25 protein-coding genes and 1 riboswitch are annotated in these 23,206 nt (G+C 66.1%); of the genes, 16 read left to right on the top strand and 9 right to left on the bottom strand.

From position 1 onward, the window contains the following. Nucleotides 1-40: 40 nt before the first annotated feature. From pheS to thrS, 5 genes are all read right to left on the bottom strand, one after another. Entirely contained in the window at nucleotides 41-1,117 is a 1,077-nt protein-coding gene (gene pheS / locus L1081_RS10810; RefSeq protein ID WP_489416416.1) for a phenylalanine--tRNA ligase subunit alpha, read from the bottom strand. 113 nt (nucleotides 1,118-1,230) lie between these two features. Next, complete coding sequence (gene rplT / locus L1081_RS10815) at nucleotides 1,231-1,590, bottom strand: 50S ribosomal protein L20 (RefSeq protein WP_012747009.1); 360 nt, start codon at nucleotides 1,588-1,590, stop codon at nucleotides 1,231-1,233. 24 nt (nucleotides 1,591-1,614) lie between these two features. After that, nucleotides 1,615-1,818: a 50S ribosomal protein L35 gene (rpmI, locus tag L1081_RS10820; protein WP_007832497.1), complete on the bottom strand. Its 204-nt coding sequence runs from the start codon at nucleotides 1,816-1,818 to the stop codon at nucleotides 1,615-1,617. 162 nt (nucleotides 1,819-1,980) lie between these two features. Then, entirely contained in the window at nucleotides 1,981-2,523 is a 543-nt protein-coding gene (infC, locus tag L1081_RS10825) for a translation initiation factor IF-3 (RefSeq protein WP_489416417.1), read from the bottom strand. Nucleotides 2,524-2,703: 180 nt separating this feature from the next. After that, nucleotides 2,704-4,611, bottom strand: a complete 1,908-nt coding sequence (thrS, locus tag L1081_RS10830; protein WP_047784837.1) for a threonine--tRNA ligase — start codon at nucleotides 4,609-4,611, stop codon at nucleotides 2,704-2,706. Here thrS and L1081_RS10835 point away from each other — a divergent pair. Beyond that, nucleotides 4,610-5,026 (top strand): hypothetical protein, encoded by a 417-nt coding sequence (locus L1081_RS10835; protein ID WP_489416418.1) that lies wholly within the window; start codon nucleotides 4,610-4,612, stop codon nucleotides 5,024-5,026. The genes thrS and L1081_RS10835 overlap by 2 nt on opposite strands. Here the strand turns inward: L1081_RS10835 and aceA are convergent. Beyond that, entirely contained in the window at nucleotides 4,936-6,255 is a 1,320-nt protein-coding gene (gene aceA / locus L1081_RS10840) for an isocitrate lyase (RefSeq protein ID WP_012747006.1), read from the bottom strand. The two genes, L1081_RS10835 and aceA, sit on opposite strands and share 91 nt — an antisense overlap. Nucleotides 6,256-6,504: 249 nt before the next feature. Then, nucleotides 6,505-6,936: a gamma-glutamylcyclotransferase gene (locus L1081_RS10845; protein WP_489416419.1), complete on the bottom strand. Its 432-nt coding sequence runs from the start codon at nucleotides 6,934-6,936 to the stop codon at nucleotides 6,505-6,507. Nucleotides 6,937-6,969: 33 nt separating this feature from the next. On the opposite strand from L1081_RS10845, the gene L1081_RS10850 reads away from it, so the two are divergent. Then, complete coding sequence (locus tag L1081_RS10850) at nucleotides 6,970-7,896, top strand: EamA family transporter (RefSeq protein ID WP_489416420.1); 927 nt, start codon at nucleotides 6,970-6,972, stop codon at nucleotides 7,894-7,896. 155 nt (nucleotides 7,897-8,051) lie between these two features. Then, complete coding sequence (locus tag L1081_RS10855) at nucleotides 8,052-8,495, top strand: SWIB/MDM2 domain-containing protein (RefSeq protein ID WP_012747003.1); 444 nt, start codon at nucleotides 8,052-8,054, stop codon at nucleotides 8,493-8,495. An 89-nt stretch (nucleotides 8,496-8,584) separates the two neighbouring features. Here the strand turns inward: L1081_RS10855 and L1081_RS10860 are convergent, their stop codons facing one another. After that, complete coding sequence (locus L1081_RS10860; RefSeq protein WP_489416421.1) at nucleotides 8,585-10,303, bottom strand: thiamine pyrophosphate-dependent enzyme; 1,719 nt, start codon at nucleotides 10,301-10,303, stop codon at nucleotides 8,585-8,587. A 93-nt stretch (nucleotides 10,304-10,396) separates the two neighbouring features. Between L1081_RS10860 and L1081_RS10865 the strand changes: the two genes are divergently transcribed. From L1081_RS10865 to arsC, 9 genes are all read left to right on the top strand, one after another. Next, on the top strand, nucleotides 10,397-11,053 hold the full coding sequence (locus L1081_RS10865) for a TetR/AcrR family transcriptional regulator (protein ID WP_319431514.1): 657 nt from the start codon (nucleotides 10,397-10,399) through the stop codon (nucleotides 11,051-11,053). A gap of 141 nt (nucleotides 11,054-11,194) precedes the next feature. Then, nucleotides 11,195-12,178: a tripartite tricarboxylate transporter substrate-binding protein gene (locus L1081_RS10870; protein ID WP_489416422.1), complete on the top strand. Its 984-nt coding sequence runs from the start codon at nucleotides 11,195-11,197 to the stop codon at nucleotides 12,176-12,178. A 42-nt stretch (nucleotides 12,179-12,220) separates the two neighbouring features. Continuing rightward, nucleotides 12,221-13,384, top strand: a complete 1,164-nt coding sequence (locus L1081_RS10875) for a Gfo/Idh/MocA family protein (RefSeq protein WP_489416423.1) — start codon at nucleotides 12,221-12,223, stop codon at nucleotides 13,382-13,384. 13 nt (nucleotides 13,385-13,397) lie between these two features. Then, complete coding sequence (locus tag L1081_RS10880) at nucleotides 13,398-14,585, top strand: DUF993 family protein (RefSeq protein ID WP_489416424.1); 1,188 nt, start codon at nucleotides 13,398-13,400, stop codon at nucleotides 14,583-14,585. An 8-nt stretch (nucleotides 14,586-14,593) separates the two neighbouring features. Next, nucleotides 14,594-15,472, top strand: coding sequence for a TIM barrel protein (locus L1081_RS10885; RefSeq protein WP_489416425.1), 879 nt, complete (start codon nucleotides 14,594-14,596; stop codon nucleotides 15,470-15,472). Nucleotides 15,473-15,506: 34 nt separating this feature from the next. Next, the gene (locus L1081_RS10890; RefSeq protein WP_489416426.1) at nucleotides 15,507-16,601 is read left to right on the top strand and encodes a DNA glycosylase AlkZ-like family protein; all 1,095 of its coding nucleotides are present in this window, start codon (nucleotides 15,507-15,509) and stop codon (nucleotides 16,599-16,601) included. Nucleotides 16,602-16,720: 119 nt separating this feature from the next. Continuing rightward, a riboswitch (FMN riboswitch) is annotated at nucleotides 16,721-16,890 on the top strand. A 108-nt stretch (nucleotides 16,891-16,998) separates the two neighbouring features. After that, nucleotides 16,999-17,511, top strand: a complete 513-nt coding sequence (locus L1081_RS10895) for a 6,7-dimethyl-8-ribityllumazine synthase (RefSeq protein ID WP_489416427.1) — start codon at nucleotides 16,999-17,001, stop codon at nucleotides 17,509-17,511. A 32-nt stretch (nucleotides 17,512-17,543) separates the two neighbouring features. Next, on the top strand, nucleotides 17,544-18,230 hold the full coding sequence (locus L1081_RS10900) for a glutathione S-transferase N-terminal domain-containing protein (RefSeq protein ID WP_489416428.1): 687 nt from the start codon (nucleotides 17,544-17,546) through the stop codon (nucleotides 18,228-18,230). A gap of 10 nt (nucleotides 18,231-18,240) precedes the next feature. Next, nucleotides 18,241-18,624, top strand: a complete 384-nt coding sequence (arsC, locus tag L1081_RS10905; protein ID WP_489416429.1) for an arsenate reductase (glutaredoxin) — start codon at nucleotides 18,241-18,243, stop codon at nucleotides 18,622-18,624. An 18-nt stretch (nucleotides 18,625-18,642) separates the two neighbouring features. Here the strand turns inward: arsC and L1081_RS10910 are convergent, their stop codons facing one another. Continuing rightward, nucleotides 18,643-19,896 (bottom strand): MFS transporter, encoded by a 1,254-nt coding sequence (locus L1081_RS10910; protein WP_489416430.1) that lies wholly within the window; start codon nucleotides 19,894-19,896, stop codon nucleotides 18,643-18,645. Between the two features lie 88 nt (nucleotides 19,897-19,984). On the opposite strand from L1081_RS10910, the gene L1081_RS10915 reads away from it, so the two are divergent. The 4 genes from L1081_RS10915 (at nucleotide 19,985) to L1081_RS10930 (ending at nucleotide 23,164) form a co-directional block, all read left to right on the top strand. Then, entirely contained in the window at nucleotides 19,985-20,827 is an 843-nt protein-coding gene (locus tag L1081_RS10915; RefSeq protein WP_012746986.1) for an AraC family transcriptional regulator, read from the top strand. A 76-nt stretch (nucleotides 20,828-20,903) separates the two neighbouring features. Then, on the top strand, nucleotides 20,904-21,620 hold the full coding sequence (locus L1081_RS10920) for a phosphatase PAP2 family protein (protein WP_489416431.1): 717 nt from the start codon (nucleotides 20,904-20,906) through the stop codon (nucleotides 21,618-21,620). A gap of 93 nt (nucleotides 21,621-21,713) precedes the next feature. Beyond that, nucleotides 21,714-21,956, top strand: a complete 243-nt coding sequence (locus L1081_RS10925; protein ID WP_307654415.1) for an acyl carrier protein — start codon at nucleotides 21,714-21,716, stop codon at nucleotides 21,954-21,956. Then, on the top strand, nucleotides 21,953-23,164 hold the full coding sequence (locus L1081_RS10930) for a beta-ketoacyl synthase N-terminal-like domain-containing protein (RefSeq protein WP_489416432.1): 1,212 nt from the start codon (nucleotides 21,953-21,955) through the stop codon (nucleotides 23,162-23,164). The genes L1081_RS10925 and L1081_RS10930 overlap by 4 nt, the downstream gene beginning before the upstream one ends. The last annotated feature ends 42 nt before the right edge of the window (nucleotides 23,165-23,206 follow it).

Below are 23,206 nucleotides of genomic sequence, written 5' to 3' on the forward strand. Positions count from 1 at the left end.
CTTCGATCTCGTATTCGTATTTATTTCTATGGACGGGTGCTTACTGGAACTGCGAGAGAAAGCGCAAGTCGCCGTCGAAGAACAGCCGCAGGTCGTTCACACCGTAGCGCAGCATGGTGAGCCGGTCGGGGCCCATGCCAAAGGCAAAGCCGATGTAGCGCTCGGGATCGAGCCCCATGTTGCGCACCACGTTCGGATGCACCTGGCCCGAGCCCGCCACTTCGAGCCAGCGGCCGGCCAGCGGGCCGCTCGCAAACTGGATGTCGATCTCGGCGCTGGGCTCGGTGAACGGGAAGAAGCTCGGACGGAAACGCAGCACGAGGTCGTCGCTCTCGAAGAAGGTACGGCAGAAGTCGGTGAACACGACCTTCAGGTCCTTGAAGCTCACGTTCTCGCCGAGCCACAGGCCTTCGCACTGGTGGAACATGGGCGAGTGCGTGGCGTCGCTGTCGACGCGGTAGGTGCGGCCCGGCGCAATCACGCGGATCTCGGGCGCCTTGACGGTGCCGGTGGCGTCGGCGGCCGCGGCTGCAAACTCGGCCGCGTACTTCTTGATGTGCTGATGCGCATAGCGCACCTGCATCGGGCTGGTGTGCGGACGCAGGTTGTAGGGAATGCCGTCGTCGCCGTTGAGGTCGACGTAGAAGGTGTCCTGCATCGAACGCGCCGGATGGTTCGGCGGGTTGTTGAGCGAGGTGAAGCTGTGCCAGTCGCTCTCGATCTCGGGGCCGTCGGCCACGTCGAAGCCCATGCTCGAGAAGATCTCCTCAATGCGCTCCAGGGTGCGGCTCACGGGGTGCAGGCCGCCCGGAATGCGGCGGCGGCCGGGCAGGCTCACGTCGAGCGCTTCGGCGCGCAGCTGCAGCGAAAGCTCTTCGTCGGCCAGTTGCTGGCGGCGTTCGGTCAGCGCGGCTTCGATGGCCTGCTTGGCCACGTTGATGGCGGCGCCGCGCGACTTCTTCTCGTCGACGCTGAGCGCGGCCATGCCCTTCATCAGCTCGGTGATGCGGCCTGACTTGCCGAGGAACTGGGCCTTGGCGTTTTCGAGCTCGGCGGGCGTTTTCGCTTCGGCGAAGGCGGCGCGGGCGGTTTCGACAAGGGAGTCCAACTCGTTCATAGCAACAAAAATTAGGCGGGAAAATAAAAAAAGAGCTGGAGCCTTTTCAAGCGCCAGCCCTTGTGTCGTGGGCGCAGGAAGCCGCCCGAAGGCGGCACCCCTGCTGTGCAGAATCAAGCAGCCAGCTTGGCCTTGACCTGCTCCACGATGCCGGCAAAAGCGGCCTTGTCGTGCACTGCGATGTCCGCAAGCATCTTGCGGTCGATCTCGATCCCGGCCTTGCGGATGCCGTTTGCGAACTGGCTGTAGGTCAGGCCCAGTTCACGCGAGGCGGCGTTGATACGCGCGATCCACAGTTGACGGAAAACGCGCTTCTTGGTGCGGCGGTCACGGTAGGCATATTGCCCAGCCTTCATCACCGCCTGCTTGGCGATGCGGAAGACATTACCGCGGCGACCGCGGAAACCCTTGGCGAGTGCGAGAACTTTCTTGTGGCGGGCGCGAGCCGTTACACCACGTTTGACGCGAGGCATGTGTGTACTCCTTGTTCGTCTGAGTTAAATGCCACGGCCGGGCAGCATGGCGGCGACAGAAACCATGTTGGTCTCATGCACTGCGACTGCACCACGCAGGTGACGCTTGTTCTTGGTGGTCTTCTTCGTCAAGATGTGACGCTTGAAGGCTTGACCGCGCTTGACGGTGCCACCGGGACGAACGCGGAAACGTTTTTTCGCGCTGCTCTTGGTCTTCATTTTGGGCATGTGAATGCTCCTTTAGTTTGTGCTCGTGAGGCGCCGCGGATACTCCACGGACTTGTTGGCCCCGAGACACTTCTTTATCCCGCCGCTGCCTGCCCTTCTTGCGAAGCGCCGGCAGCGGCGAAATTCTTCAAACCCTGCTGCTCTCCTGCCCTGCCAGCCTTTTCAGGCCGCCGCGGGCGCCGATGCTTCCGAAGAAGCGGGCTTTGCGGCACCACCGCCACCCGGCTTCTTGCGGCCCGGCGCGATCATCATGATCATCTGCCGGCCTTCGAGCTTGGGGAACTGCTCCACGACGATCAGGTCGCCCAATTCATCGCGGATTCGCTGCAGCAACGCCAGACCGAGCTCCTGGTGCGTGATCTCGCGGCCACGGAAGCGCAGCGTGATCTTGCATTTGTCGCCCTCTTCAAGAAAGCGCTTGATGTTGCGCATCTTGATGTTGTAGTCGCCGTCATCGGTACCGGGGCGGAACTTGATTTCCTTGACCTCGATGACCTTCTGCTTCGACTTGGCCTCGGCCGCCTTCTTCTGCTCGTGGTACTTGAACTTGCCGTACTCGATCAGACGGCACACAGGCGGATTGGCCGCGGCAACGACCTCTACCAGATCCACGTCAGCCTCACCGGCAAGGCGCAAGGCCTCGGAGAGACTCATAACACCCAATGGCTCGTTTTCCGGGCCTACAAGGCGGACTTCCGGGGCCATGATTTCCCGGTTCAGGCGGTGTTGGCGTTCCTCGCGGTGGCGGCGGTCGCGAAATGCAGTAGCGATGGTCAGAATCCTTCAAAAATTGCTACAAAATCTGTAGCGGAAGCCGGGTCAGTCCTCGCGGACAAGCGGCATGATCGGGTCGAGAAGCACATATGAGGGTGCTTGCAGGACAAATCAACGCTTGTCAGCAACATCCTGGACGAGCCGTTGCACGAACGATTCGAGGGACATTGCACCGAGGTCTTGATTGCCCCGGGCGCGCACTGCGACGGCACCAGCTTCCTTCTCTTTGTCGCCCACGACAAGGATGTAAGGGAGCTTTTGCAACGAATGCTTGCGTATTTTATACGTAATCTTCTCGTTGTGCAGGTCGAGCTGAACCCTAAGCCCTTGATTCTGCAGCGTTTTCGCCACTGAAGCGGCGTAATCGGCCTGTCCTTCGCTGATGTTGAGCACCGCCACCTGCACCGGAGCGAGCCACGCGGGCAGCGCGCCGGCATGGTGTTCGATCAACATGCCGATGAAGCGCTCGAGGCTGCCGACGATGGCGCGGTGCAGCATCACGGGGTGCGCGCGGCCGCTCGTTTCCGTGACGTACTCGCCGCCCAGACGCTCGGCCGTGTTGAAGTCGACCTGCATCGTGCCGCACTGCCACTGGCGGCCGAGCGCGTCTTTCAACGTGTATTCGATCTTGGGACCGTAGAAGGCACCGTCGCCGGGCGAGATGATGAAGTCGACGCCCGAACGGCGCAGCGCTTCCATCACCGCGTGCTCGGCTTTGTCCCAGAGTTCGTCGGAGCCCACGCGGTTGTCGGGGCGCGTGGCCACCTTGTAGAGGATGTCCGTGAAGCCGAAGTCGGCATAGACCTTCTGCAGCTGCGCCGTGTAGGCCACGCACTCTTCGAGGATCTGGTCCTCCGTGCAGAAGATGTGGCCGTCATCCTGCGTGAAGCCGCGCACGCGCATGATGCCGTGCAGCGCGCCGCTGGGTTCGTTGCGGTGGCACTGGCCGAACTCACCGTAGCGCAGCGGCAGGTCGCGGTAGCTGCGCAGGTCGCTCTTGAAAATGAGCACGTGGCCCGGGCAGTTCATCGGCTTGAGCGCGTATTCGCGCTTTTCCGACTCCGTCGTGAACATGTTGTCGCGGTAGTTCTGCCAGTGGCCCGTTTTCTCCCACAGGCTCTTGTCGAGGATCTGCGGGCCCTTCACTTCCCAGTAGCCCGTGTCGCGGTAGATGCCGCGCATGTACTGCTCCACCGCCTGCCACAGGGCCCAGCCCTTGGGGTGCCAGAACACCACGCCCGGCGCCACTTCGTCGATGTGGAACAGGTCGAGTTCCTTGCCGAGCTTGCGGTGGTCGCGCTTCTCGGCTTCCTCGATGCGCTGGATGTACTGGTCGAGCTGCTTCTTGTCGGCCCAGGCCGTGCCGTAGATGCGCTGCAGCTGCTCGTTCTTGGCGTCGCCGCGCCAGTAGGCACCGGCAAGCTTCGTGAGCTTGAAGACCTTCAGGAAGCGCGTGTTCGGCACGTGTGGGCCGCGGCACATGTCGACGTATTCCTGGTGGTAGTACAGGCCCATGGCCTGCTCGTCGGGCATGTCCTCGACGAGGCGCAGCTTGTAGTCTTCGCCGCGCGACTTGAAGACCTCGATGACTTCGGCGCGCGGCGTCATCTTCTTGACCACGTCGTAGTCCTGCGCAATGAGCTCGCGCATGCGCGCCTCGATGGCGGCCATGTCCTCGGGCGTGAAGGGGCGCTCGTAGGAGATGTCGTAGTAGAAGCCCTCCTCGATCACCGGCCCGATGACCATCTTGGCCGTCGGATAGAGCTGCTTCACGGCGTGGCCGACCAGGTGGGCCGTCGAGTGGCGGATGATTTCCAGACCCTCGTCGTCCCTGGGCGTGATGATCTGGAGCCTGGCGTCATGGTCGATGACGTCGCTGGCATCGACGAGCTTGCCGTCGATCTTGCCGGCCACCGTCATCTTGGCGAGCCCGGGTCCGATGGACTGGGCAACTTCGGCCACCGAAACCGGGCCGGGGAACTCGCGGCGCGAGTTGTCGGGAAGCGTGATCTGGATCATGAAAAACCTCGGGCGAAAAAACAAAAAGCGCGGTGACTGGCCGCGCTTTGCTTGGGATGAGAGCTGGAAGAAACCAGCGAGCGCGGGCTACCGGCCCTTTCCTTCGGAGATGAAGAAAAAGCCGCTGAATCCTTGCGGAGTAGTTCGCGGTGTCATAACCAAGGTGCCTTTCTCGCTCTTGTTGGGTGCAGAGGCCGCAATTCTATCCGCTGACCGCCGGGCCCATCGGCGCGAGGTCTTGGGGGTGCCGGCCAAAAAAAAGCCCGGCGCTCGGCCGGGCTGGAAGGTGACAGCGAATCGTTTTGTGCTGGCGGAATCAGCGGATCAGTGGAACTGCTCTTCTTCGGTCGAGCCGGTCAGCGCCGTGACGCTGGACTTGCCGCCCTGGATGACCGTGGTCACCTCGTCGAAGTAGCCGGTGCCGACTTCCTGCTGGTGCGACACGAAGGTGTAACCGCGATCGCGCGCTGCGAACTCGGGCTCCTGCACCTTCTCGACGTAGGCCGACATGCCGCGCTGCACGTAGTCTTGCGCCAGGTCGAACATGTTGAACCACATCGAATGGATGCCGGCCAGCGTGATGAACTGGTACTTGTAGCCCATGGCGCCGAGTTCCTTCTGGAACTTGGCGATGGTCGCGTCGTCGAGGTTCTTCTTCCAGTTGAACGACGGCGAGCAGTTGTAGGCCAGCATCTTGCCGGGGTGCACCTTGTGGACCGCGTCGGCAAACCGCTTGGCGAACTCGAGGTCGGGCGTGCCGGTTTCGCACCACACCAGGTCGGCGTAGTGGGCATAGGCGATGGCGCGGCTGATGGCCTGGTCGATGCCCTTCTTCGTCTTGTAGAAGCCTTCGGCGGTGCGTTCACCGGTGAGGAAAGGCTTGTCGTTCTCGTCGTAGTCGCTGGTGATGAGGTCGGCGGCTTCGGCGTCGGTGCGGGCAATCACGAGCGTCGGCGTGCCGCAGACGTCGGCGGCCATGCGCGCGGCGATGAGCTTCTGCACGGCCTCGGTGGTGGGCACGAGCACCTTGCCGCCCATGTGGCCGCACTTCTTGACCGAGGCGAGCTGGTCCTCGAAGTGCACGCCGCCGGCGCCGGCCTTGATCATGGCCTTCATCAGTTCGAAGCCGTTCAGCACGCCGCCGAAGCCGGCTTCGGCATCAGCGACGATGGGCGCGAAGTAGTCGACATAGCCCTTGTCGCCGGGGTTCACGTTCTTGGACCACTGGATTTCGTCCGCGCGACGGAAGGTGTTGTTGATGCGCTCGACCACGGTCGGCACCGAGTCCACCGGGTACAGCGACTGGTCGGGGTACATCGACGAGTAGGTGTTGGCGTCCGCGGCAACCTGCCAGCCCGACAGGTAGATGGCCTTCACGCCGGCCTTCACCTGCTGCATGGCCTGGCCGCCCGTGAGCGCGCCGAGGCAATTGACGTAGGGCTCGTTGTTCACCAGTTCCCAGAGCTTCTCGGCGCCGCGGCGCGCGAGCGTGTGCTCGATGGGGAAGGAGCCGCGAAGGCGGACCACGTCGGCTGCGCTGTAGCCGCGCTTGATGCCCTTCCAGCGGGGATTGGTGGCCCATTCTTTCTCGAGGGCGGCAATTTGCTGTTCGCGGCTCAATTGTTCGGTGAGGGTCTGGGGCATGGTCACTCCGTGAGGTTGATTGAAAGGATCGGGCGCTGCGGCCGTGGGAGTTACTCTAAACCCAAGGCGGACTCTTATGTCTTATAGAAGACATATTTTAAAGCCATAAAAATCAACAACTTACAGAGACATTTCTCAATACAAAATTATTTTTCTCATATTGAGAAAAAATATTGCGCCGCAGCAGCCGCTCTTTTCGCAATGTGCAATGGATCTTTCAGGCGTGAAAACGAGGCGCGAAAGAACGGCTCACCTGGCGGCGGCGTGCGCGATCCAGTCGCCGCTGTCGATCACCGCGCGCCCTTCGATGCGCGCCGGATGGATCTCGTAGACCAGGCACTCGAACCGCTGCGCGCCCGCTTCCACGATCACGCGGCGGCGGATGTATTCGCCGGAATCGTCGGCGGCAACTGCCTCGAGCCGGTCGAGCTCGGCTTCCACCTGGGGTGCGACGCGGTAGATCTCGCCGACGACGCGCCGCTGTCCGCCGAGCACCGCGCCGGGGTAGGCGCCCAGGTCGTACAGCGTGGCGGCAATGCTCGCATCGGCCACGTGGACCGGCGCGGGCCGATAGCGCGCGATGTCGTTGCGCCCGCCGCGGCGCAGGGTGCCGTAGACAAAGACGTGGCGCTGCGCGCTTGCGTCCGGCGCGCCATCGGGCTCGGGGGATTGGGGCATCATCGAATCCATCGTTCCAACAAGCCGTCCAGTCTATTGAACACCGCTGCTCCCGCCAGCCGCCTGCTGGCCTATGGTTGCCTGGCCCTGAGCATGTCGCTCGTCGGCGGCTACGTCGCCCTCTCCAAGCCGCTGGTGGCGGCCTTCCCGGTGCTGCTGCTCGCCTGGCTGCGCTTCGGCATCGCGGCGCTGGCCATGCCGCACTGGCTGCGGCGCGCACCGGGCGAACCGCCGATGAGCGCACGCACGCGCGGGCTGGTCTTTCTCGAATCGTTCCTCGGCAACTTCCTGTTCTCGATCTGCATGCTGTTCGGCGTGAGCCTGACGAGCGCGGTGTCCGCCGGCGTGATCATGGCTTCGATCCCGGCAGCCGTGGCGGTCGCGAGCTGGCTCTTCCTGCGCGAGCGCATCACGGTGCGCATCGGCCTGGCCATCGGCTGCGCTGCGATCGGCATCGGCCTGCTGGCCCTTGCGCCGGCGCATGCACCCGCAGCGGGCGACAACGGCGCCGCGTCGGCTTCGATGCCGTGGCTCGGCAACCTGCTCGTCTTCTGCGCGGTGCTTTGCGAAACCGCCTACGCGGTGATCGGCAAGTCGCTCACCGGCCGCCTCGGCCCCAAGCGGATCTCCTCGCTCATCAACCTCTGGGGCTTCGTGCTGTCGATGCCCTTCGGCATCTGGTTCGCGCTGCAGTTCGACTTCACGGCGGTGCGCCTGGGCACCTGGGCACTGCTCGTGGTCTACGCGCTTGCAGCGAGCATCTGGACCGTGTGGCTCTGGATGACCGGATTGCGCCATGTGCCTGCTGCGCAAGCGGGCGTGTTTGCCGTGATGCTGCCCGTGAGCGCGGCCCTCGTGGGCGTGCTGGTGCTCGGTGAAAGCCTCTCTGCGGCACAACTGCTTGCGTTCGCTCTTGCGCTCGCTGGCGTGGTGCTGGCGACCTGGCCCGCACGCCGAAGCTGAAAACCGGGGGTTCTCCCCTCTGAAAAAACAACAGCTCCCAATGAAAAAAGCTCTTTTTCCCTTGGAAACGCGTTTTTTCTCCTTTAGCATCCGCAATGCCACTGGAGACGCAAGTTTTTCATTGGTGACTGTTCAACCAAAAAAGGAAATCAACCATGGCAACTGCAAAGAAGGCTCCGGCCAAGAAAGCTCCGGCAAAGAAGGCCGCTCCCGCAAAGAAGGCTGCGGCTCCTGCGAAGAAGGCCGCACCGGCCAAGAAGGCTGCTCCCGCAAAGAAGGCTGCGGCTCCTGCAAAGAAGGCTGCTCCGGCGAAGAAGGCCCCTGCAAAGAAGGCCGCACCCGCCAAGAAGCGCACGCCCAACGCCGCGTTCATGAAGGCCCTGACCCCCAGCCCGGCACTCGCCGCCGTTGTGGGCTCGACGCCACTGCCGCGCACCGCAGTCGTGAGCAAGCTGTGGGACTACATCAAGAAGAACAACCTGCAGGACAAGGCCAACAAGCGCAACATCAACGCCGACGCCAAGCTGAAGGAAATCTTCGGCAAGCCGCAAGTGTCGATGTTCGAACTGGCCGCGCTGATCGGCAAGCACGTCAAGTAAGCACTCGGGGGCCTCGCGCTCCCGCATCAAAAAGCCGGCTCATGCCGGCTTTTTTTTTCGCCTGCGGCAACCGCGCGCCGCGGCTCTCTTCAGCCCCGCGCCTGTGCCGCCCGAGTGATCGACGCGAGCGTGCCGCGCGTGGTGATCACCTCGGGGTCGAGCGGAATCTCGATCAGCGTGCCCGTCTCGGCCGCCAGCGCGCGCAGCAGCGCGGCCTCGAACTGCGCGGTTTCCGTCACACGCTCGGCCGCGTAGCCGTAGGCGCGCGCGAGGCCGCAGAAGTCGGGGTTGCGCAGCGCGGTGCCGCTCTCGCGCTCGGGATACTCGCGCTCCTGGTGCATGCGGATGGTGCCGAACATGCCGTTGTTCAGCAGCACGACAATGCTCTTGCCTCCGTGCTGCACAGCAGTCGCGAGCTCTTGCCCGGTCATCAGGAAATCGCCGTCGCCCGCAATCGTGAAGGCCATGCGTCCCGTCGCCAGGTTGGCCGCGATGCCCGCCGGCACGCCGTAGCCCATGGCGCCGCTGGTGGGCGCCAGCTGCGTCTTGTGGCCCTTTGCCAAGCCTTGATAGCGGAAGTAGCGGTGTACCCAGCTCGCGAAGTTGCCGGCGCCGTTGGTGATGGCTGCGTCCGGCGGCAGGTGCTTCTGCAGCAGCGCGACCACCGCGGCCATGTCGACCGGGCCGCGCGGCGTTTCGGCCGGCATGCCGACGAGCGCCTGCGGCTCGAGGTTCGCCTCGTAGTCCGCATGGGCCTGCGCCGCCCATTCTTCCCACGGCAGCGTGGGCGGTGCGCTCAGCACCTCCAGGCTGCGCGCGGCGGCGCTCATGCCGGCGTTGATGGCCAGGTCGGCCTGGTAGACGCGGTTGAGTTCCTCGGCGCTCGCGTGGATATGCACCAGTTTTTGTTGGGCCTTCGGCGCCTCGAGCAGCGTATAGCCGCCGGTGGTCATCTCGCCAAGCCGCGGACCGATGGCGATGATCAGGTCGCTGTCTTTCACGCGCTGCGCGAGCTTGGGGTTGATCGCAATGCCGACATCGCCCACGTACAGCGGATGGTGATTGTCGAAGGTGTCCTGGAAGCGAAAGGCATTGGCCACCGGCAGCCGCCAGTTTTCGGCGAAGCGCTGCAGCGCCTGCGCGGCCTGTGCCGTCCAGCCGCCGCCGCCCGCGATCACCAGCGGCCGCTCGGACTTCAGCAGCAGCTCGCGCAAGGTGCGCAATGCGCCCGGGTCGCTCCACGGCTGGACCGCCTCCACGCGCTTCAGCGGCCGCGCCGAGGTCTGGCTGCGCAGCATGTCCTCGGGCAGCACCAGCACCACCGGCCCCGGACGGCCGTTCATCGCGGTGGCAAAGGCGCGCGCCACGTATTCGGGAATGCGGTTGGCGTCGTCGATGCGCTCCACGCGCTTGGCAAAGCCCTTGGTGCTGGGTCCGAAGAAGCTGCCGTAGTCGACCTCCTGGAAAGCCTCGCGGTCGCGGAAGTCGCTGCCGACGTCGCCGACGAACAGCACCATCGGCGTCGAATCCTGGAACGCGGTGTGCACGCCGATCGATGCATTGGTGGCGCCCGGCCCGCGCGTCACGAAGCACACGCCCGGGCGGCCCGTGAGCTTGCCGTGCGCCTCCGCCATGAAGGCCGCACCGCCCTCCTGCCGGTTGACGATGAAGCGGGCCCGCTCACGGTAGGCGTGGAAGCCGTCGAGCACCGCCAGGAAGCTCTCGCCGGGCACGCCGAACGCAATCTCCATGCCCTGCTCGACCAGGCATTCGACGATCAGGTGGCCGGCGGGTTGTGATGTACTCATGGGAAGTCGAACCTCAGCTGCAATGTCTCCGGCAATTATGTGCGCCCACCCCCGATGCCTTGCGTTAATTCACCAAATGGTTAAATTCGCGCCATGAAAGCCACCAAGGATCCCTTGCCCGAAACGGCCGAGCCGCGCTCGCGCGATGCCGACCGCTCGCAACTCGCCATCCTTGCATCGGCACGCGACGAGTTCGCCCAGCGCGGCCTGGCCGGCGCGCGCATGGACAGCATCGCCGCGCGTGCGGGCCTGAACAAGCGCCTCATCTACTACTACTTCGGCAGCAAGGACGACCTGTTCCTCGCAGTGCTCGAACGCACCTATGCCGACATCCGGGAGGCCGAGCAGCAGTTGCACCTGGACGAGATCGATCCGGTCGAGGCCATCCGCCAGCTGGTTTCGTTCACCTGGCACTACTACCTGGAGCACCCCGAGTTCATCACGCTGCTGAACAGCGAGAACCTGCATTGCGCCGCGCACCTGAAGCGCTCCGAGCGCATCCAGGAAATGAACTCGCCGCTGGTGCAGCTGCTCGACACGGTGCTCGAACGCGGCAAGCGCGACAAGCTGTTCCGCGCCGGGGTGGACCCGGTGCAGCTCTACATCTCGATCGCCTCGCTGTGCTACTTCTACCTCTCGAACAACCACACGCTGTCGGCCGTCTTCGGCCGTGACCTGCGCGCCCCCAAGGCCATGGCGCAGCGCCTCTCCCACATGACCGACCTCGTGCTGGGCTACGTCCTGCACTAGGCCCGCAGGCGGGCGCCACTTCTCCGGGTATCTACCAATTCGCAGCGGTTGCACTGCGGGGCTGGCCTTTCTAAAATCGTTAATTCACTTATTGGTGAATTAATCGACAAGACAAGGCGGCCCGCCCGCACGGAGACAACCATGAAGCAACTTGTACGCACCACCGCACTGGCCACGCTCACCTGCCTCGCCGCCCTGATGCCGGGCCTGGCGTCGGCGCAGAACGGGTATCCCAACAAGCCGATCCGCGTGATCGTGCCGTTCGCGGCCGGCAGCACCACCGACATCATTGCGCGTGCCATTGCCGACAAGATGGGCCAGAGCATGGGGCAGACGCTGGTGGTGGACAACCGCGGCGGCGCCAGCGGCACCATCGGCCAGCAGGCGGTGGCCACGGCTGCGCCGGACGGCTACACGATCATGATTCACTCGTCGTCGCACACGGTCAGCCCCTCCACCTTCGCAAAGCTGCCCTTCGACACGGTGAACGACTTCGCCGGCGTGACGCCGATCTCGTCGCTGCCCAACGCGCTGGTGATCTCGCCCGCCAAGGGCATCAAGACGCTGCAGGAACTGGTCGCGGCGGCCAAGGCCAAGCCGGGCACCATCAACTTCGCGTCCGCGGGCCAGGGCAGCGCGACCCACCTCAACGCCGAGAAGTTCAAGCTGGCCGCAAAGATCGATGCGACCAACATCCCGTTCAAGGGCTCGGCCGAGGCCGTGACCGAAGTGCTGTCGGGCCGGGTCGACTACTACTTCTCGCCCATCGCGCCGGTGATCGGCCAGATCAAGGATGGCCAGCTGCTCGCACTGGCAGTGGGCTCGCCCAAGCGCGCCGCCGCCCTGCCCGACGTGCCGACCACCACCGAGGCCGGCGTGCCCGGCTCCGAGTTCAACTTCTGGATCGGCATGATGGCGCCGGCCAAGACGCCGCGCGAGATCGTCAACCGCCTCAACGAAGAAGTCGTGAAGGCGCTGGCCTCGCCCGAGGTCAAGGAACGCTTCCTGAAGCTCGGCGCCGATGCGTGGACGCTCAAGCCCGAGCAGTTCGACGCCTACATCAAGGACGAAATCAAGTCCAACGCGACGCTGGTCAAGGCCGCCGGCCTGACGCCGGCGCAGTAATTCCTTCTCCTTCTTTCTCTCCAACCTCTTTCAGCAGAAGACATGGCTACACAACGACTCGGAATCATCATGCACGGCGTCACCGGACGCATGGGCATGAACCAGCATCTGATCCGCTCCATCTGCGCAATCCGCGCGCAAGGCGGCGTCACGCTGTCGAACGGCGACAAGGTCATGCCCGACCCGATCCTCATCGGCCGCAACGCCGAGAAGATGGAAGCACTCGCCAAGGCCCACAACATCGCGCGCTGGGGCACCGACCTCGACGCCGCACTGGCCAACAAGGACGACACCATCTTCTTCGACGCCGGCACCACGCAGATGCGCCCCACGCTGCTGGCCAAGGCCATCCGCGCCGGCAAGCACGTGTACTGCGAGAAGCCGATCGCCACCAACCTGAATGAAGCGGTGGAGATCGCGCGGCTGGCCGAAGGCTCCGGCCTGAAGCACGGCGCCGTGCAGGACAAGCTCTTCCTGCCGGGCCTGCGCAAGCTCGACATGCTGCGCCGCGCCGGCTTCTTCGGCCGCATGCTCAGCGTGCGCCTGGAGTTCGGCTACTGGGTGTTCGAGGGCGACCTGCAGCCCATCCAGCGCCCGAGCTGGAACTACCGCAAGGAAGACGGCGGCGGCATGATCCTGGACATGATGTGCCACTGGCGCTACGTGCTGGACAACCTGTTCGGCGAAGTGAAGTCGGTCTCGTGCATTGGCGCCACCCACATCCCCAAGCGCTGGGACGAAGCCGGCAAGCCCTACGAAGCCACCGCCGACGACGCGGCCTACGCCACCTGCGAACTCACGGGCCACAACGGCGAGCCGGTGATCGCGCAAATCAACATGAGCTGGGTCACGCGCGTGCGCCGCGACGACCTCGTGACCTTCCACGTCGACGGCACCGACGGCTCGGCCGTGGCGGGCCTGTCGAGCTGCCGCGCCCAGTCGCGCGTGGCCACGCCGCGACCGATCTGGAACCCGGACGAGAAGCAGACGATGAACTTCTTCGACCAGTGGCAGGAAATTCCGGATTCGCAGGTCTACGACAACGGCTTCAAGATCCAGTGGGAGCATTTCATTCGCCACGTGGTCGAGAACGAGCCCTACAAGTGGACTTTGCCCGAAGGCGCCAAGGGCGTGCAGTTGGTCGAGGCCGCGCTGGAGTCGTGGAAGGACCGCCGCTGGGTCGACGTGCCCGCGCTGAAGGTCTGAAGAAGAACAAGCCATGGCACTGACGCTGACCCTTCCCACCGCGAGCGGTGCGCTCGCGCCCTACGCCCTGCGCGGCACCGCACCGGTCAAGCCCGATGCAGGCGTGAAATTCAACCGCATCGCCTACTCGGCCGCGCACGTGGTGGCCGATCCGCTCGCCGCGGTCGACCCGTGGCTGCAGGCCGCCGTCGACTGGGACACGACCATCGCCTACCGCCGCCACCTGTTCTCGCTGGGCCTGGGCGTGGCCGAGGCCATGGACACGGCGCAGCGTGGCATGGGCCTGGACTGGCCGACCTCGCTCGAGCTGATCCGCCGTTCGCTCGACGCCGCGAAGGACGTGCCCGGCGCGCTGGTGGCCTCGGGCTGCGGCACCGACCACCTGAACCTCGACGAGGTGAAGAGCGTCGACGACGTGATCCGCGGCTATGAAGAGCAGATGGCCGCCATCGAGGCGCTCGGCGGCAAGCTGATCGTGATGGCGAGTCGTGCGCTGGCGCGCGTGGCCAAGAGCCCTGCCGACTACGAGCGCGTGTACGACCGCATCCTGTCGCAGGCGAAGCAGCCGGTCGTGCTGCACTGGCTGGGCGAGATGTTCGACCCGGCGCTGGCCGGCTACTGGGGCACGAAGGACGTCGACGCCGCGATGGACACCGCGATCGGCATCATCGCGGCGCACCCCGACAAGGTCGACGGCATCAAGATCTCGCTGCTCGACAAGGACAAGGAAATCGCGATGCGCCGCCGCTTGCCGGCCGGTGTTCGCATGTACACGGGCGACGACTTCAACTACGCCGAGCTGATCGCCGGTGACGGCTTTGGCAGCGAGCCGACGCACGGCAAGAGCGACGCGCTGCTCGGCATCTTCGACGCCATCGCACCCGCAGCGAGCGCGGCGCTGGGCGCATTGGCCCAGGGCAATACCGAGAAGTTCCACGCGATCCTCGGCCCGACGGTGCCGCTGTCGCGCCACATCTTTGCGGCGCCCACGCGCTTCTACAAGACCGGCGTGGTGTTCATGGCCTGGCTCAACGGCCACCAGAAGCACTTCACGATGGTCGGCGGCCAGCAGAGCACGCGCTCGCTGCAGCACTTTGCCGAGCTGTTCCGGCTGGCCGACGCGGCCAACCTGCTGGAGCAGCCGGAGCTGGCTGTGCGGCGCATGAAGACGCTGCTTGCGCTGCACGGCGTGGAAGGCTGAGCCCGCTCATGCGTGACTTCTCGCAGAACCACGACTGGCTGTCGATCAACACCGCGACCATCCGCAAGCAATCAGGCTCGGAGGTGCCGCTCGACCGCATCATCGACCAGTGCGCTGAACGCGGCATCCGCGCGATCAGCCCCTGGCGCGACCAGGTGGCGGCGGTCGGGCTCGACAAGGTCGCAAAGCAGCTGAAGGCGCATGGCATCGGCCTTTCGGGCTACTGCCGCGGCGGCTTCTTTCCGGCGGCCGATGCAGCGGGCCTGAAGGCTGCGCTCGACGACAACCGCCGGGCCATCGACGAAGCCAAGACGCTCGATGCGCCCTGCCTCGTGCTGGTGGTTGGCGCCCTGCCCGGCGCGCTCGACGGCAAGGCCGCCTACAAGGACATCGCCCGTGCGCGCGGCGAGGTGCACGACGGCATTGCCGCATCGCTTGAATACGCACGCGAAGTCGGCATGCCGCTGGCCATCGAGCCCTTGCACCCGATGCAGGCGGCCGACCGCGCCTGCATCAACACGCTCGAACACGCGCTCGACATCTGCGACGAGCTCGACACGGGCAAGAGCGGCATGCTGGGCGTGGCGCTGGATATCTACCACGTGTGGTGGGATCCGAAACTGCAGCAGCAGATCGCCCGCGCCGGCCATGAACGGCTGCTGGCATACCACGTCTGCGACTGGCTCACGCCTACGCGCGACCTGCTGAGCGATCGCGGGATGATGGGCGACGGCGTGGTCGAGCTCAAGAAGATCCGCGGCTGGGTCGAAGCTGCAGGCTTCGCGGGATTCAGCGAAGTCGAGATATTTTCGAATCTCGACTGGTGGCAGCGGACCGGCAGTGAGACGCTCGACGTGTGTATCGAACGGCACAAGCAAGCCGTCTAGCGAAGGCATTCGAGGTTGTGCTGCAATCCGCCCCATGGCCACCCCGACCCTGGACGACCTGCGCCGCTACGCCATAGCGCGCACCCTCTTCAAACCGACCACGCTGCCGGGCGCGATCCGCCGGCTCGGCTTCGTGCAGGCCGACCCGATCCGCGCCCCTGCGCGCGCGCAAGACCTGACCTTGCGCCACCGCGTGAAGGACTACCGCGCGGGCGATCTCGAAAGCCGCTACACCCGCCTCGCCATCGAGGAAGACTGCCTCGTCAACTACGGATTTTTGCCGCGCGAGCACCTGGCGCTGATGCATCCGCGCGAAGCCAGGCGCGCGTGGGACGCCGACACCCAGCGCAAGGCGGCCGACGTGCTGGCTTTCGTGCGCGAGCGCGGGCCGGTGCATCCGCGTGAAGTCGAACAGCACTTTGCACACGGCAGCGTCAAGAACTACTGGGGCGGCTCGAGCAATGCGACGACGCGGCTGCTCGACGGCCTGCACTACCGCGGCATGCTGCGCGTGGTGCGGCGCGACAGCGGCACACGCGTCTACGAGGCCGTGACGCATGTGCCGGCCGACGACAGCCCCGCCGGCCGCGCGCAACGCGCCGCCGCGCTCATCGACCTGGTGGTGCGCAAGTACGCGCCGCTGCCGGCCGCGAGCCTGACGTATCTCGTGCGGTTGCTCGGCTACGGCGCACCGCATCTGTCGGCGCAGACGCAGGCCGCGCTGCGCCTGGCACGCGACGAACGGCTCGCGAGCTGCCGTATCGACGGCACCACCTGGTACTGGCCCGGCGACGAGAACCCGGCCTCGCGGCGCCATGCACCCGACGAAGAAGTGCGCCTGCTCGCGCCCTTCGATCCCGTGGTGTGGGACCGCCGCCGCTTCGAGCTGCTGTGGGGCTGGACGTACAAGTTCGAGGCCTACACGCCGGCGCCGAAGCGGCAGTTCGGCTACTACGCGCTGCCTCTGCTCTGGCATGAGCGCGTGATCGGCTGGGCCAACATCACCGTGCCCGGAGGCCGGCTGCAGCCCGCGTTCGGCTACGCCGGCCGCAAGCCCCGCGATGCGGTGTTCCGCGCGGCGCTCGACGACGAACTGCATCGGATGACGCAGTTCCTCGCGAAGCGCTGAGCCGCACGCATCCCGCGCACGGCGAAAATCCCCGCGCCACCGAAGGTCTGGCGCGCGGGCGACAACCGGCGCTGCCGGCCGCTCCTAGAATCGCACCGTCGCCCGGCATGCCGGACGGCAAGCGTTCTCAGGGCGGGGCGAAACTCCCCACCGGCGGTAATGGCGGTTTCTTCGAGAGAAGAGCCGCACGAGCCCGCGAGCGCCCGAGGCCTGCAACGGGCTGCGGGGTCAGCAGATTTCGGTGCAATTCCGAAGCCGACGGTCACAGTCCGGATGAAAGAGAGCGCGAAATGCGGGCCGGCTCGCGCGCTTTGCAATCCCTTTTTGCAATGGCGCGCGTGCTGCCCTGCGGTTTCGTGCGCCCTGATTCAGGAAACCTGCTTTCAAGAGGCACACCATGAGTCAGATCAACGACCTTCCCCTTTCCGCCGTCAACGCGCCGGGCAAGCCGCGCGGCGAGCGCATTGCCTTTGTCGAGGCGCAATGGCATTCCGACATCGTCCACCAGGCGCGCGACGCCTTCCTTGCCGAAATGGAGCGGCTCGGCGTGGCCCGCGAACTGATCGACATCTTCGACGTGCCCGGCGCCTTCGAAATTCCGCTGCATGCCAAGCGGCTCGCCAACTCGGGCAGGTACGCGGCCATCGTGGGCTGCGCGCTGGTGGTCGATGGCGGCATCTACCGCCACGAGTTCGTGGCCGGCACCGTGGTCAGCACGCTGATGTCGCTGCAGCTCGAGACCGACGTGCCGATCTTCTCGGCCGTGCTCACGCCGCACCACTTCCATGAGCATGTGGAGCACCGCAAGTACTTCCACCGCCATTTCGCCGTCAAGGGCACCGAAGTGGCCGAGGCCTGCGTGAAGACGCTCGAGGGCCTGAAGAAGGCCGACGCCTTGCTGGCCGCGTGACAACCGGCGCACAGCTGCAGTAATCTGGGCGGATGACTTCCTCATCCGCTTCCTCGAACGACCGCTACACCCTCTACGGCGCGCCCGGCTCGGGCGCCACGCCTGTTCATGCGGCGCTGACGCTGATCGGCGCGCAGGTCGACGTGGTCGACGTCTCGCCATGGGAGGGGGAGTCCGAGCGCGAACGCGTCTCGGGCATCAACCCGATGCGGCAGGTGCCCGCGATCGTGCTGCCTTCGGGCGAGGTGATGACCGAGAGCGCGGCCATCCTGATCTGGCTCGGCGACCGCTATCCCGAAGCCGGCCTCTGCCCCGCGCCCGGCGATCCGCTGCGCGCGCGCTACCTGCGATGGATGGTCTACCTGCCGGCGGCGATCTATTCGCTCTACTGGGTGCGCGACGACCCCACGCGCCTCACGCCCGATCCGGCAGCGCAGGCTGCGATGCTCGAACGCACGGCCGAGCGCATCGCGCACTGCTGGCACCTGATGGACACGCAGATCGACGAGCCCGCGCCCTACCTGCTCGGCGAGAAGATCAGCATGCTCGATCTCTACGTGACCGTGCTGTCGCGCTGGACGCCGCAGCGCAGGCGCTTCTACCGCGAGGCGCCGCGCATGGCCCGGGTGGTGCGGCGCGTGGATGCCGATCCACGCCTGGCCGATTTCTGGGCGGCGCGCTTTCCCTTCACGATGGACCAGGAAACAAAGAAAGACTGACGACAACGCCATGGCCGCAGGCACCCCGACCACCGACTACCCGATGACCATCTTCCACAAGCCCAACTGCAGCACTTCGCGCAACGTGCTGGGCTTGATCCGCGAGAGCGGCGTGGAGCCCGAGATCGTCCTGTACCTGGAGACCCCGCCCTCGAAGAAGAAGCTGCGCGAGCTGGCCAAGGCCATGGGCCTGGGCGCGCGCGACCTGCTGCGCACGAAGGAAGCGCCTTACGAAGCGCTGAAGCTGGCCGATCCGAAGTGGAGCGACGACCAGTTGTTCGACTTCATCGTCGCGAACCCGATCCTGCTGCAGCGGCCCATCGTCGTCTCGCCGCGCGGCACGCTGATGTGCCGGCCCTGGGAGCGCGTGCGCGAGATCCTGCCCACGGCGTGAGACGAAATCCGCGGGAGATCAGGCCGAGGCAGGCACCAGCGCCGTGCGGCGCACCCGGGTCACGTTGAAGGCGCTGGCAATCAGCACGGCCTGCACCAGCGCCAGGCCTGCGATCACGCTCGTGTACTGGCCATGGTCCATCAAGCGGCCGAACACCAGCGGCGCCAGCGCCTGGCCGATGTCCAGGCCCGCATACACCACGCCGTAGACACGCCCGGTGGCATTGGGCGGCGTCGAGCGCTTGACCAGCAGGTCCCGCGAAGGGCCCGCAACGCCCGACACGAACCCCATGGCGCCGAACAGCACCGGCACCATCACCGGCGGAAACTGCGCAAAGGCCAGCACCAGTGCCAGCGCGGCCGCCACCCCGAAGCCGATGCCGACGATGCGTTCGCAGCGCGACGGATCCGAAGCCAGGAAGCCGCCCGCCACCATGCCGGCCGCGCTTGCCACCATGTAGACCGTGAGGCACACCGCCACCAGCGCCACCGGCACCGCGTGCAGGTGGCCGGCCGCCACCGGCGCGAAGGTCTGCACCACGCTGATCACGACGGCATAGAAGAAAAAGAAGCCGAAGCACATCCACACGGCCGGAATGCGCAGGAAGTCGAACTCGCCGCCGATGGGTGCCGGCTCGCCGTGCCCGGTGGCCTTGTGCACCGCCTTCACGTCGAGCGCCAGCACGCCGCGGTAGGCCCAGAGCACCAGCAGCACCACGATGGCCAGCGCACCGGCCGAAGCCAGCGCCACGCGCCACGAAAAGGCGATGGCAATCGGCACCACGAAGGCCGGCGCCAGCGCCCAGCCCAGACTGCCGGTGATGCCGTGCACGCTGTAGGCGTGGCCGAGCCGCGTCGGCGCCACCTTGCGGTTGAAGAGCGTGTAGTCGACCGGGTGGAACACGCCGTTGCCGATGCCGCCCACGACGGCGCACAGCAGCAGCATCCAGTAGCTCTGGGCCAGCGCATAGCCGAAAGCCGCCAGGGCCAGCGCGCCCAGCCCCACGAACAGCACCGGCCGCGGCCCCAGCTTGTCGACGACGAAGCCCGAGGCCGCCTGCACGATGCACGAGACCACGAAGAACACCGTCAGCACCGCGCCCAGCTCGGTGTAGCTCACGTTGAACGCGTCCTTGAGCCAGGGGAACAGCGGCGCCAGGATCAGCTGGCTGAAGTGGCTGATGGCATGGGCCAGGCCGACCAGGCCAATGAGCTGAGCATCGCCGCGCAGGCTGGTGGAAGGAGTGGCTGTCGGGGAGGAAGAGGAAGACATGGATTGCTACAAAAAACCGCGCAGGCACCGATGCTATGCCCGCTCGCCGCGGCAGAATGGCGATACAGCGACAACATTTGTCGAAACCATGCCAAGCGCCGTTTCACTCCCTTCCCCGGTCACCAGCGTCGCCTCGCTCACGCCGCATCTCTACGCACCCGACGCGGTCAGGCCGCTGCGCGCCAAGGAACATTTCCTGAGCGCCGACACCTTCGTCGAACTGCACCAGCACCCGTGGCCGCAGCTCACTTTCTCGACCCGGGGCGTGATCCGGCTCAGCACGCAGGACGGCAGCTACATCGTGCCGCCCTCGCGCGCGGTCTGGGTGCCGGCCAACATGCCGCACAGCATCATGCTGATCGAAGACGCCGAGCTGCGCACCGTGTACCTGCATGCCTGGCTCGGCCCGCCCTGGGAAAAGTGCGAGGTGCTCGAAATCAGCCCGCTGCTGCGCGCGCTGATGCTTGCGCTCGACACCACGCCCGACGGCCTGCCGCCGGCCGACCCCCACGCACCGCAGCGCGAACGCATGATCGCCCCGCTGCTGGTGGACGAACTCGAGCGCGCCACGCAGATCCGCATCGACGTGCCGCTGCCCTCCGACAAGCGGCTGCGCCAGCTGTGCGAGACGCTGCTGCGCAACCCGGCCGACCGCGCGACCCTGGCCGAGCGCGCCGCCGCCATCGGCGCCAGCGAGCGCACCGTGGCGCGGCTCTTCCGAGACCAGCTCGGCATGAGCTGGCAGCAGTGGCGGCAGCAGGCCGTGATGGCGCATGCGCTGCCGCTGCTGGCGCGCGGCATGGCCGTGAGCCAGGTGGCGGCTGCCAGCGGCTATGCCACCGACAGCGCGTTCTGCGCCATGTTCAAGGCCGCCACCGGACGCTCGCCGACCTCGTTCCAGCACAAGAAGCGATCCGCCGCGCTCGCCTGAACTGCGCCGTAGCGTCACGGCGCTCTGGCAAGATCGGCCGGCCGACTAAAACCACGGACCACCGACCCACCTGCCCATGGCGCCCCTTCCGCGAACGCACAGCCCCCAGACCTGGACCGCAGACATCGGCGCGCGCATTCGCCGTCTCTTCTGGCTCAAGGCGATCGGCACCACGGTCTTCACCTGGCTCTTCTTCATCGGCTACTTCCACATGCTGCGCAACCCGGCCTACCCGGTCGTGGTGATGCCGCTCACGGCGCTGGACCACCTGATTCCGTTCCAGCCCTACACGCTGGGCGCCTACCTCTCGCTGTGGGTCTACGTGGGCGTCGCACCCGGCCTGCAGCCCAACTTCCGCGAGCTGGTGGTCTACGGCCTGTGGATCGGCGCGCTGTGCCTGACGGGCCTGGGCCTCTTCTATTTCTGGCCGACGCAGATACCGCCGCTGGCCATCGACGTGTCGGGCTATCCCGGCTTTGCGATGCTGCAGGGCGTGGATGCCGCGGGCAACGCCTGCCCCTCGATGCACGTGGCCGTGGCCATCTTCACGGCGATCCGGCTGGACCATGTGCTGCGCGAGGCGCGCACGCCGGTCTTTCTGCGCCTTGCCAACTGGCTGTGGTTTGCCGCCATCGCGTACTCGACGCTGGCCGTCAAGCAGCACGTGGTGCTCGACGCGCTGGCCGGCGCGCTGCTGGGAATGGCCTTCGCGCTCCCTTCGCTGCGCTGGCGGCCGGAGGGCATGCACCGAGGCAATACCCTGGTGGGAGCGGATATCATTGGCCATCACTGACCCAGAAGCCGAGCGAGGAAGGGGTCGATCCCATGGCGCGCCCCGAGGGCGGCGATCGATCAGCGGCCGGCACACGACAACAGGCATCGCACGATGAGTTCGCTGAAGGAATTGCAGGACCTGATCCACGAGAAGTACGGTATCGAACCGTCGAAACTCGACCCCAACGCATCGATGCGCGAAACCGGCGGGCTCGACTCGCTGGCATTGGCCGAGTTCCTGTTTGCCATCGAAGACCACTTCGGCATCACCATGCCCGATGAAGACGCCAACATCGACACGCTGACCGAGCTGGCGGTGCTGGTCGACAAGGTCAGGGCCGCGAAGACAGCGTGAAGCACGAGGTCTGCGTCACCGGACTGGGCGTCGTGGCGCCGCACGGCGACGAGCCCGGCGCACTATTCCAGGCCCTGCTCGACGGCCAGTCGGCCATCCGGCCGATCTTTCCCGAACTGCCCAAGCCCGCCGCCGCGGCCTTGGTGGCCTTCGACGAAACACGCTGGTTCACCAAACTGCAGCTCGCCGGCGTCGACCGCGTGAGCCAGCTCGCGGTGGCCGCCGCCGACCTCGCGCTGCGCGATGCCGGTCTTGCCGCCAACAACGACGCCGATCCCGAACGTGTCGGCGTCTACGCCGGCTGCGGCATGGGCGGCGCCGCGGCGCTAGAGGCCGCCTACCGCGGCAACGGGCGGGTGTCTCCGCTCACCATTCCCGCCTTCATGCCCAACGCGCCCGCGGCCCACGTGGCCATGCGCCAGGGGGTGCAGGGACCGGTGCTGACCTACTCGGTCGCCTGCGCCTCGTCGTCGGTGGCCATTGCCGAAGCGGCCAAGGCCATCGAGCGCGGCGAAGTCGACATGGCCATTGCCGGCGGCAGCGAAGCGCTGATCGTGCCGGGCGTGGTGCTGGCCTGGCAGGCGATGCAGACCCTGGCCAGCTTCCAGCCCGGCGAAGCGGCCGGCGCGGTGCGGCCCTTTGCAAGCGACCGCAGCGGCTTTGCGCTGGGCGAAGGCGCGGCCTTCCTGGTGCTCGAATCCGCCGAACGCGCGCGCGGCCGCGGCGCCCGCAGCTACGCCACGCTGGCCGGCTGGGGCCTCGGCAGCGACGCCACCCATCTCACGAAGCCCGACGCACCCGGCCAGGCGCGCGCACTGCGCCAAGCCCTGCGGCAGGCCGGCCTCGCGCCGCGCGACGTGGGCTACTGCAACGCGCACGGCACGGCCACGCGCATCGGCGACGTGGTCGAGCGCAACGCATTGGCCGATGTGTGGGGCGATGACCTGGACAGCCTGCGCGTCAGCTCCACCAAGGCGCTGCACGGCCACATGCTCGGGGCCGCGGGCGCCATCGAGGCGCTCATCACGGTGCTGGCACTGCATCGCCGCCAGTTGCCGCCGAACGCGAACTGCAGCGAGGTCGATCCGGCCTGCAGCCTGAACCTCGTCACGCAGCACGATACCAGCGCGCCCAACATCGAGGCGGCCATGAGCAACTCCTTCGCATTCGGCGGCACGAATTCGGTGCTGCTCTTCCGCCGCCCGTGAAACCGGGGTTCCGTCGGGGGTATGCTGACGATGGAATCTTCA

It is taken from the genome of Variovorax sp. MSC1_012 (genome assembly GCF_023667525.1).
Lineage (GTDB): Bacteria > Pseudomonadota > Gammaproteobacteria > Burkholderiales > Burkholderiaceae_C > Variovorax > Variovorax beijingensis_B.

Coding starts and splice junctions, on each gene's coding strand:
- L1081_RS10865 (WP_319431514.1), top strand. CDS start 10,397: ATGAAAGCCACCAAGGATCCCTTGCCCGAAACGGCCGAGCCGCGCTCG.
- L1081_RS10890 (WP_489416426.1), top strand. CDS start 15,507: ATGGCCACCCCGACCCTGGACGACCTGCGCCGCTACGCCATAGCGCGC.
- L1081_RS10875 (WP_489416423.1), top strand. CDS start 12,221: ATGGCTACACAACGACTCGGAATCATCATGCACGGCGTCACCGGACGC.
- L1081_RS10915 (WP_012746986.1), top strand. CDS start 19,985: ATGCCAAGCGCCGTTTCACTCCCTTCCCCGGTCACCAGCGTCGCCTCG.
- rpmI (WP_007832497.1), bottom strand. CDS start 1,818: ATGCCCAAAATGAAGACCAAGAGCAGCGCGAAAAAACGTTTCCGCGTT.
- L1081_RS10910 (WP_489416430.1), bottom strand. CDS start 19,896: ATGTCTTCCTCTTCCTCCCCGACAGCCACTCCTTCCACCAGCCTGCGC.
- L1081_RS10855 (WP_012747003.1), top strand. CDS start 8,052: ATGGCAACTGCAAAGAAGGCTCCGGCCAAGAAAGCTCCGGCAAAGAAG.
- arsC (WP_489416429.1), top strand. CDS start 18,241: ATGGCCGCAGGCACCCCGACCACCGACTACCCGATGACCATCTTCCAC.
- L1081_RS10870 (WP_489416422.1), top strand. CDS start 11,195: ATGAAGCAACTTGTACGCACCACCGCACTGGCCACGCTCACCTGCCTC.
- L1081_RS10925 (WP_307654415.1), top strand. CDS start 21,714: ATGAGTTCGCTGAAGGAATTGCAGGACCTGATCCACGAGAAGTACGGT.
- infC (WP_489416417.1), bottom strand. CDS start 2,523: ATGGCCCCGGAAGTCCGCCTTGTAGGCCCGGAAAACGAGCCATTGGGT.
- L1081_RS10920 (WP_489416431.1), top strand. CDS start 20,904: ATGGCGCCCCTTCCGCGAACGCACAGCCCCCAGACCTGGACCGCAGAC.
- L1081_RS10880 (WP_489416424.1), top strand. CDS start 13,398: ATGGCACTGACGCTGACCCTTCCCACCGCGAGCGGTGCGCTCGCGCCC.
- aceA (WP_012747006.1), bottom strand. CDS start 6,255: ATGCCCCAGACCCTCACCGAACAATTGAGCCGCGAACAGCAAATTGCC.
- rplT (WP_012747009.1), bottom strand. CDS start 1,590: ATGCCTCGCGTCAAACGTGGTGTAACGGCTCGCGCCCGCCACAAGAAA.
- L1081_RS10835 (WP_489416418.1), top strand. CDS start 4,610: ATGAAAAACCTCGGGCGAAAAAACAAAAAGCGCGGTGACTGGCCGCGC.
- thrS (WP_047784837.1), bottom strand. CDS start 4,611: ATGATCCAGATCACGCTTCCCGACAACTCGCGCCGCGAGTTCCCCGGC.
- L1081_RS10860 (WP_489416421.1), bottom strand. CDS start 10,303: ATGAGTACATCACAACCCGCCGGCCACCTGATCGTCGAATGCCTGGTC.
- L1081_RS10845 (WP_489416419.1), bottom strand. CDS start 6,936: ATGATGCCCCAATCCCCCGAGCCCGATGGCGCGCCGGACGCAAGCGCG.
- L1081_RS10900 (WP_489416428.1), top strand. CDS start 17,544: ATGACTTCCTCATCCGCTTCCTCGAACGACCGCTACACCCTCTACGGC.
- pheS (WP_489416416.1), bottom strand. CDS start 1,117: ATGAACGAGTTGGACTCCCTTGTCGAAACCGCCCGCGCCGCCTTCGCC.
- L1081_RS10895 (WP_489416427.1), top strand. CDS start 16,999: ATGAGTCAGATCAACGACCTTCCCCTTTCCGCCGTCAACGCGCCGGGC.
- L1081_RS10885 (WP_489416425.1), top strand. CDS start 14,594: ATGCGTGACTTCTCGCAGAACCACGACTGGCTGTCGATCAACACCGCG.